Origin of the sequence: Actinoplanes regularis, assembly GCF_900188005.1 — a bacterium.
GTDB classification, from domain to species: Bacteria; Actinomycetota; Actinomycetes; order Mycobacteriales; family Micromonosporaceae; genus Actinoplanes; species Actinoplanes regularis.
Genome location: NZ_FZNR01000013.1, coordinates 231,711 through 240,525, shown reverse-complemented (window position 1 = coordinate 240,525; position 8,815 = coordinate 231,711). Strand labels below are relative to the sequence as shown.

At 69.5% G+C, this 8,815-nt stretch carries 6 protein-coding genes; 3 read left to right on the top strand and 3 right to left on the bottom strand.

Annotation, left to right across the window (positions count from 1 at the left end; all coding sequences use genetic code 11):
* Positions 1–17 precede the first annotated feature (17 nt).
* Positions 18–119, top strand: coding sequence for a DUF6401 family natural product biosynthesis protein (locus CHC09_RS47930; RefSeq protein ID WP_280523923.1), 102 nt, complete (start codon positions 18–20; stop codon positions 117–119).
* Positions 120–543: 424 nt separating this feature from the next.
* Here the strand turns inward: CHC09_RS47930 and CHC09_RS29680 are convergent, their stop codons facing one another.
* Positions 544–2,466 (bottom strand): mechanosensitive ion channel family protein, encoded by a 1,923-nt coding sequence (locus CHC09_RS29680; RefSeq protein ID WP_143232648.1) that lies wholly within the window; start codon positions 2,464–2,466, stop codon positions 544–546.
* A gap of 524 nt (positions 2,467–2,990) precedes the next feature.
* On the opposite strand from CHC09_RS29680, the gene CHC09_RS29675 reads away from it, so the two are divergent.
* Positions 2,991–5,114: an ATP-binding SpoIIE family protein phosphatase gene (locus CHC09_RS29675; protein ID WP_089296523.1), complete on the top strand. Its 2,124-nt coding sequence runs from the start codon at positions 2,991–2,993 to the stop codon at positions 5,112–5,114.
* 220 nt (positions 5,115–5,334) lie between these two features.
* A complete protein-coding gene (locus CHC09_RS29670; protein WP_239138570.1) occupies positions 5,335–6,099 on the top strand; it encodes a VOC family protein in 765 nt (254 codons plus the stop codon).
* Between the two features lie 118 nt (positions 6,100–6,217).
* Here the strand turns inward: CHC09_RS29670 and CHC09_RS29665 are convergent, their stop codons facing one another.
* Together CHC09_RS29665 and CHC09_RS29660 are read right to left on the bottom strand one after the other, a co-directional pair.
* Positions 6,218–7,168, bottom strand: a complete 951-nt coding sequence (locus CHC09_RS29665) for a pirin family protein (RefSeq protein ID WP_089296521.1) — start codon at positions 7,166–7,168, stop codon at positions 6,218–6,220.
* A 142-nt stretch (positions 7,169–7,310) separates the two neighbouring features.
* On the bottom strand, positions 7,311–8,570 hold the full coding sequence (locus CHC09_RS29660; protein WP_143232646.1) for a helix-turn-helix domain-containing protein: 1,260 nt from the start codon (positions 8,568–8,570) through the stop codon (positions 7,311–7,313).
* Positions 8,571–8,815: the final 245 nt, after the last annotated feature.

The following is an 8,815-nucleotide window of genomic DNA, read 5'->3' as shown; positions in this document are numbered from 1 at the left end:
CCTACCAGCACGGCTGGATCGCCCCCGAGGGCGAGATCGACTGGTCCCAGAACGACTGGGTGCTGCGCCGCCTCCTCGCGGTCTGCCTGCTCGCCAGCACGCTCCCCGCCCCACGCTGACCACCGCGCCGTCCAGCCCACTCTGCCCGACGCCAGCTGCTCCCGGGCCCAGCGCGCCGTCCACTCCACCGACGCCGCCTGGACCCGGGCCCAGCCCACCCAACGCCGGCTGCTGCCGGACCCAACGGTGCCGTCCGCTGTACAGGCCGCCAGGTGCTCCCGGACCAACGCGCCGTCCACTCCACCGACGCCGCCTGCACCCGGACCAGCCCGCCCCACCCAACACCAGCTGCTGCCGGACCCAACGGCGCCGTCCGCTGTACAGGCCGCCAAGTGCTCCCGGATCAACGCGCCGTCCACTCCGTCCGAGGCCGGCTGCCTCCGGACCAGACCGCAGTCGAGCCCACCCCGGCTGACGCCGGTTCCCCCGGGATCCAGCCTGCCGTCCAGCTCATCCGGCTGACGCAGGCCGGCTCCAGCCTGCCTACCCGCTCGAGCCGGTCCCGTCCGAACCGGCCCGCCCTGAACCGGCCCGACCGGAGCGGGGAAGCGGGACGATCTGGGTGCGATCGCCGTCATCGGTTTCCTCGATCGACACCGCCTCCTCCGGCCCCGGAGAGCGGATCACGGTCGTCTCCTCATCCTCCGAACCACGGGTGATCAGCGTGGTCTCGTCCCCGGAATCGGTCCTGTCATTGACGACCGTGATCTCATCACTCCCGGACGGCTCCACGACCACAGTCGTCTCGTCATTCCCAGATGGCTTCGTGACCCCGGTCGTCTCGCCACTCCCAGACGGCTTCGTGACCCCGGTCGTCTCGCCACTCTCAGACGGCTCCGTGACCCCGGTCGTCTCGCCACTCCCAGATGGCTCCATGGCCACAGTGGCCTCGTCGCTCCCGGATGGCTTCGTGAGCACGGTGGTCCCGTCACTACCAGAGGGCTCTATGACCACAGTGGCCTCGTCGCTTCCGGAAGGCTCCGTGACCACAGTCGCTTCGTCGTCGCCGGAACCCGCAGGCGTGGCGCTCAGGCGACTGGAGATGACGGCGGCAGATTCCGTACCGATCTCCGAATCTTGACGGCCGTCGCTGGAGGGCCGAACGCCCGGCTTGATCATCGCGGCACCGCCTGGCTCCGGTCGCGGGTCCGTCGGCTCGTCGTCACGGCCATGCCCTGAAGCGAATTCGCCGCGGCCGAAGCCTGGGATGAAGTGGAGCGAGTCCTCCTCCGGAGCGGCGATCACCTGGGTCTCCTCGTCCTGAGACTCCACCAGGCCCGCGCCCCGGCGCTCCTGCTCCGCCCGCCGCTGCTCCTCGGCCCGGCGGACCTCCTCCGCACGACGAGCATCCTCGGCACGCCGCCGCTCGTCAGCCTGGCGGGCTTCTTCCGCACGGCGAGCTTCCTCGGCAAGGCGGGCCTCTTCGGCTCGGCGGGCCTCCTCCTTGCGGCGTGCCTCTTCCGCACGGCGGGCTTCCTCGGCACGACGTGCCTCTTCGGCACGACGAGCTTCCTCCGCACGGCGGGCCTCCTCGGCACGACGAGCTTCCTCCGCACGGCGGGCCTCTTCGGCTCGGCGGGCCTCCTCCTTGCGAGCCTCTTCGGCACGGCGGGCCTCCTCCTTGCGGGCCTCTTCGGCTCGGCGTTCGGCCTCCCTGCGCGCCTCCTCCGCGCGGCGAGCCTCCTCAGCGCGGGCGGCGGCCTGACGGGCACGCTCCTCCGCATGTGCTCGGGCCTGCTCCCGGATCGCCGCCGACTCGACCGCCGCGCGGTCCAGCCATACCTCCCAGCGGTGCTGCATGGGCCGGATCAGACCGCCGCCGACGCCCACGACGATCACGCCGGCCACGGTGGCCAGGACCGTGATCAGCAGAGGACGGGTGACCGTGGTGGCGATGCCGACCTGGTCCAGACCGGCGATCACGCCGAGCGTGACGATCACCGCGGCGACCGCCTTGGCGAGCACCCGGGCATAGCCGAGATCGCCGAGAGCATTGCGGATCAGATCGTGCGCGGCACCGGCGACGGCAACGGCGGCCGCCACGATCACGATCGCGATGAAGGCCTGCGGGAGCCAGGCGATGAGCGAGTTGAGCAGGGTACTCACCTGGTTCGGCCCCCAGAGGCCGAAGGCGAGCTGCAGCGCGATCAGCAGAACCGCCCAATAGGCCAGGCCCGCGCAGAGCGCGACCGGATCGGTGCCGCGCAGCAGGCGGCCCGCCGCGCTCCGCTCGACGGCACGCCCCAGACCGATCCGGCGCAGCGCTTTCGCCGTCACCGTGCGAGCCAGCCGGGCCAGCAACCAGCCCACCAGGAGCACGGCGAGGAACGCCAGCGCGACTGGCACATGGAGGACCAGCGATCGCCACATGTCGCTGAGTCCACGGCTCAACCCGTCACCGGTCATCCGTCATCCTCCGCCGTCTCGTCGCCTTGCCCGAAACCTTAGGACTCGGGTCTATCACTCGCCCCCGACAAAACCTCGCGGTGTGGACAGTGGGGCGACGATCAGATTGCCGAAAGCCCCGTAAAGAGCAGGATTTCCTGCTATAGGGCACTCGTTCGGCGGACCCGACGACTCACAAGCGAGCCCCGGCCACGGGCGCGCGCGGCGGCCCGGCCGCGATCGTCGACAGGTCGCACGGACCCGGCAGCTCCCGAACGGTCGGCTGCTCGATCGCGACGATCGACAACCCGCGCGGACCCGGCAGTTCCCGAGCGGTCGACGGCCACCGACCAGGAAGGCCGCCACGTCACGTGATCACCCAATCACGGAAGCGGCGGCCCTAAGTGATCAAGTAATACGCAGATCGGACGAGATGATTACACACCGCGATGCGAATCGCGGGTCACATCACGCAGAACGTCAAGAATCGGATGGTCGGCTGGTACGGCATCGTACAAACGGCCCACTCGGGATAGGCTTTCCGCATGGTCGGCTCGGGAGCTGCACGCCCGTCAGCCATCTCCACGCTGCCCGTGCAATCCGCGGGCGCCAAGAGATGCGCACCCCTGGTGCACGCCTTCGACTGGTCGCGCACCTCGCTCGGTCCGATCGATCGCTGGGACAGCGCGGTGCGCGCGGCCGTCGATCTGGTGCTGGAGTCCCCGCTGCCGATGATGCTCCTCTGCGGCCCCGACTGCCTGGTGCTCTACAACGACGCGTATGCGGAGGTGCTCGGCGGCCGGCACCCGGCGGCACTGGGCCGGCCCGCGGCGCAGGCGTTCGACGAGGCCTGGGATCAACCCGGGATGAGCGACGTGATCGGCCGGGTGTTCCGCACGGGTCAGCCCGTGCTGGAGCCGGAGAGCCAGGTGACGCTGCGACCGGGCGGGGCGGAGCCGGCGTTCTACACCCGCGGGCACTCGGTGGTGCGTGACTCGCGGGGCGCGATCGCCGGGGTGCTGACCGTGGCCGCGGAGACCACCCAGGTCGTCCACCGGCTGCAGAGCCTCGGCGAGCTGACCGCGCGGCTGGCCGGCGCACTCACCATCGACGATGTCACGCGCGTCGTGCTGGCGTACGCCATGACCTCTTTTGATCTTGATCATTGCGTCCTCGCGGTGGACGACGGCAGTGCGTACCGTTTCGTGCGCCGGATCCGCGGCGAGATGCTGGACGAGGCGGACGAACGTCTTCCGCCGGTCTGGCGGCGCGTGAGCGCCGACCCCGCGGCGCCGCTGGTGGCAGCGGCCGAGACGGGCCGGGCGTCGTTCGTCGCCGACGGCGAGCCGCTGGCCGAGGTCGCGCAGGACAGACACGAGAGACGCGTACGGTCGCTGGCCGCCCTCCCCCTTCGCACCGCTTCCGTGCGCGGCGCCCTGACCATGGGTTTCCGCCGTGCTCACATCTGGCTCCCGGCCGAGCGGGCCCTGCTGCGGGCCGCCGCCGAGCTGGTCGCGCAGGCCGCGGAGCGGGCCCGCCGGTTCGAGGCCCAGCACGGCACCGCCCAGCTGCTGCAGCGCAGCATGCTGCCCGAGCACCTGCCCGAGCTGGACACCTTCCGCATCGCCGCGCGCTACGACGTTGGCGTCGACGGCAACGCCGCGGGCGGCGACTTCTACGACGCGTTCCGGCTCACCGACGGCCGGCTGGCCATGGTGCTCGGCGACGTGGCCGGGCACGACGTGCGGGCCGCCGCGGTGATGGGTCAGGTCCGAGCCGCACTGCGCGCGCTCGCGCTGACCGATCCCGCCCCGCCGAGCGTGCTGTCCGGGTTGGACCGGCTGGTCGGCTCGCTGGGGGCGGAGTCGCGGAACGAGGAGATCTTCGTGACCGTGGTCTACGGCGTGCTGGACCCGTCGGACGGGACGATCACGCTGGCCAGCGCCGGCCATCCGCCACCGGTGCTGCGCCGCGCCGGGCTGGCCGGTGAGCCGGCCAGCGCCGAACTGGTCAAGGTCCCCCCGGGTGCCCCGCTCGGCCTGGGCGGCCGCTGGCAGACCGGATCGCTGACGCTGGAGCCGGGCGACACGATCCTCATGTACAGCGACGGTGTCGTCGAACGCCGCGGCCGGACGCTGAACGCCGGGCTGGACGCCCTCGTCGCGGCGGCGGCGGGATCGGCCAGCGGTGATCCGCGGAACATGTGCTCGCTGGCCACCGCGGCCGTCGAGGGCACCACCGACGACGACGTGGCGGTGCTCGCGGTCGAGCACGCCCTCGCCCTGAGCCGGTCCGCGACCATGCACGTGGCGGCCGAGCCGACCGGTCCGAGCCGGGTCCGGCAGTGGATGTCCGCCCGTCTGCGGGAGTGGCAGGCACCCGAGGCGGTGATCAGCGCGGCGATCCTCTGCACCAGCGAGCTGACCACGAACGCGCTGCTGCACGCCGGCACCCCGGCGCAGGTGCACATCGATCTGAACGCGGAGCGGTTGCTGGTGTCGGTGGCCGACACCGGCACCCGTGGCAGCGTGATCAGGGCGCAGACGGACACGCTCGCCAGCCGGGGCCGCGGGCTCGGTCTGATCGAGGAGTTGAGCGACTCCTGGGGAACCGATCCCACGGTCCGTGGTTCCACCGTCTGGTTCGAAATGTTGCTTAACAGAGAGTGACATCTTGTACCACTGATGCGACTCGGGGAGCGCGCCCAACGTGAACCACTTTTCAGATCTGCCCCACGATGCCGTCGGGGATCACCTGGATCACTCAAGCACTCACGCTACGTAGTTTAATACTGCTCTAAACCGGACAATGAACCGTACGGTGGTGACGAAGCGTTATCAGTGCCGTAGAGTGCTCAAGCAACTGGGGACGTCCACGATGGAGCGGCACATGCGGATCAGAGGCTATGCACCACTGACACCCTGCTGGGTGGAGCTGGCAAGTGCAGACCCTGCGCGAGCGGCGCAGTTCTACGGAGAGTTGTTCGACTGGGAATCAGCCGGTGACCGCTTCAAGCTGAACGGGCGGGTCGTAGCGGGCCTCACCCGGAGCCAGGCGGACCGTCCCGACGGATGGCTGAACCACCTCAGCACGCCCGACCTCGAGGAGACCCTTGAGCAGGTCGCCCTGGCCGGCGGCACCTGCCTGAGCCACCCGGCCGACGCGCACGGGGGACGTCGGGCGATCGTGGCCGACCCGGCCGGTGCGGTGCTCGGCCTCTGGGAGCCGGCCGACTTCGCCGGGGCGCAGGCCGGCGGCGAACCGGGCACGATGTCGTGGCCGGAGCTGCTCACCGATGACCACCACACGGCGGCCCGGTTCTACGGTTCCGCGTTCGGCTGGCTGCTGCGTCACGACTTCGGTTCCGGCGAGTGGCTGAACCAGGCGCACGACGCCATCGCCGGCCTGACCCCGGGTTACCGTGGCGCCTGGTGGCGCACGGCGTTCCAGGTCGAGGACATCGAGGCCGCGGCGGACCGCTGCGAGCGCCTGGGCGGCGCGCTGATCTCGGAGCCGGCCGAGGCGGGCCTGACCGAGTTCGCGGAACTCCGCGACCCGTTCGGCGCCCGGTTCACGGTGGCGGCGCCGGTGCACCACCCGGTCGAGCTGACGCTGGCGCTGGGCTCGCTGCCCGCTTTCCAGACCTTCGCGTAGGTGAGGGCGCCGCGCTGACGGCGTACACGGACAAGTCGGCCTTCGATGAAGGCAACATTGCGGAAAGGCCGGCCCTCCGGGGCCGGCCTTTCGCATTCCGATGAGGTTTTCCGGTACGTCAGTCGGTGTGCGGCACACGAGTCGCCGGGACTGTCCCCAGGCGGCCCTTCTGGAAGTCCTCGAAGGCCTGCTTGAGCTCGGCCTTCGTGTTCATCACGAACGGACCGTAGTGCGCCACCGGCTCCCGGATCGGCCGGCCACCCATCACGAACAGGTCCAGCTCGCTCTTCGCCTCGAGCCGGATCGCGTCCCCGGACCCGAACGTCGCAAGTCGACCGAGTTTGATCGGCAGCATGTCGGTGCCGGCCCAGCCCTCCCCGGAGAGCACGTAGGCCAGCGCGTTGTACTCCGGCTGCCAGGGCAGGTCGAGCCGCGCACCGGGCTGCAGCGTCACATGGAGCAGGTTGATCGGGGTGAAGGTGGACCCGGGCCCCGAGTGCCCGGCGATCTCGCCCGCGATGACACGGATCAGCGCGCCGCCGTCCGGCGTGGTGAGCAGCGCGGACTCCTTGCCACGGATGTCCTGGTACTTCGGGTCGATCATCTTGGCGGCGCGCGGCAGGTTGACCCAGAGCTGCAGGCCGTGGAACAGGCCACCGCTCGTCACCAGGTGCTCCGGCGGCGCCTCGATGTGCAGGATGCCGGCACCGGCCGTCATCCACTGGGTGTCGCTGTTGCTGATCGATCCGCCGCCACCGAGGGAGTCCTGGTGGTCCATGATCCCGTCGATCATGTAGGTGACCGTTTCGAATCCCCGGTGCGGGTGCCACGGGGTGCCCTTCGGCTCGCCCGGGGCGTAATCCACCTCGCCCATCTGGTCCAGGTGGATGAACGGGTCCAGCTCGTTCAGCGGCACACCGGCGAAGGCGCGGCGGACGGGGAAGCCTTCACCCTCGTAGCCGCTCGGCGCGCTCGTAAGGCGGCGAACCGGCCGGTATTCCGTCGCGACCGGGTCCAGCTTCGGCAGACGGGGCAGTACAAGGACGTCATCGACGGTGATCGCAGGCATCTCAAGCCCTCCTGACTTCGAGGACTACAGCGTAGCTCCTTCAAATCTGAAACACTAGGGATGCGCTTCAAATTTGAAGAGTTAGTGAGTCGTGTCATCATGGCGGCAGGTATTACGAGGCCAGACGTGAGTCGAGACCGGTTCACGCAAGGGTGCTGGCCTCTTCCTCGAAGGCATCAGCTTCGGCCAAACCGGAAAATTTCGTGAGCTTGGCACGGAGAAGGCGGAGGCGCTCGGAGACGCGAGAGCTTCCGGCCTTCCGCGACAAGCGAAGCGCTCGCGTAGCCGCTTCGGCCGCGCGCTCGACTTCGTTCGCCTGGAGCAGAGATTCGGCGAGCCAGGTCAGGTAGAGCGCGGTCTCCCGGCCGGTGTCATCGCCGTATCCGGCGGTCGCCCGCTCAAGGATGGGGACCGCTCGCAGTGGGCGTCGTAGCTGAGTCCAGACCCGCCCGGCCATGATGTCGATCTCACCCTCGTCGAGCCAGTAGACCCAGATCGGATCGTCCGCCGCTTGGCGATGTTCGTACTGCTCCTCGACCGTGCCTAGAGCGCGCTCGGCAGCGGTTACGTCGCCGACCTGAGCTTCGGCCCAGGCCACTCGTTCGGCAAGGAGCGCCTTCGTGGTCGAGGTGGCCGCGCTGCGGGCGCCGGCGTAGGCCGATTTCGCGAGCGTCACGGCTTCTCGGGCGTCACCGACCGTCGCTATCTGGTATGCGAGCGACGAGAGGTTGTTCGCTGCGCCCGCGACATCTCCGCCCGCATGGGCCGCCCGCATTCCGGCGAGGTAATAGCGCTCGGCCTCGGCGTGGTGGCCAGCGTCGCTGGTAACCCATCCGGCCACCTGAGCCAGTTCGCCGATGGCGACAAGGAGCCGTTTGCCGATCTCCTCGGTGTATGCGGCGTCGCGTAGCAGGGCGGTTGTCGCCGCGAGCTCTGCGGTGACCATTGCGTGTGTGTCCTGCCCACCGACGTAGTCATCGAGCTTGCGGAGTTGATGGACGCGCTTCTCGACGTCTTGAACTTGGGCCACGCCGATCCGCCGGCCGGCACGAGTAGCGGTCACCTGCGGCGGCTCGGCGATGAGCCATTGGTGCGCCAAGGTGAGGGCATTCTCTGCCGTGGGCGTCGTCGCGAGCACTGCGACTGCTAGCCGTTCGGAGTCCTTCGGTCGCCAGATCCCGTTGTCCAACTTCAACGGCTCGCCGTGTGCTTCGGCCAGCGAGACAAGCTTTCCGCCTGCTTTGTAGACATCGTCGAGCGCCTGAGCGATGAGTGGCGTGGGTGGGCGCTTGTCCGCCTCGACTCGCGACAGGTGCCCGGAGTCGAGGTGTGCGCGTCGAGCGGCCTCACGGAGTGACATGCCACCACGCAGGCGTCGAGCGGCATGCCCGAACGTTTCCACGGTGATTCCCTCCGTGCTGCCAGAGCGCTGCCAATGCTGCCAGGTCCACAGAGTGCCTGATGGCAGCACTCGAATGCCACTGTTCTCCCCCTGATCGCCCTAGCGTCAAGCCATCGGGGATCGATTCACGAAATCTGCGGGAGGCGTTATGGACCATCGAAAGGAAGATCGCGAATGGTGGCACCGCGTGTTCTTTCTGCAGCGGCGGAGGTGTGTGGGCGGCCTGGCGTGGCTCTGCATGGAGT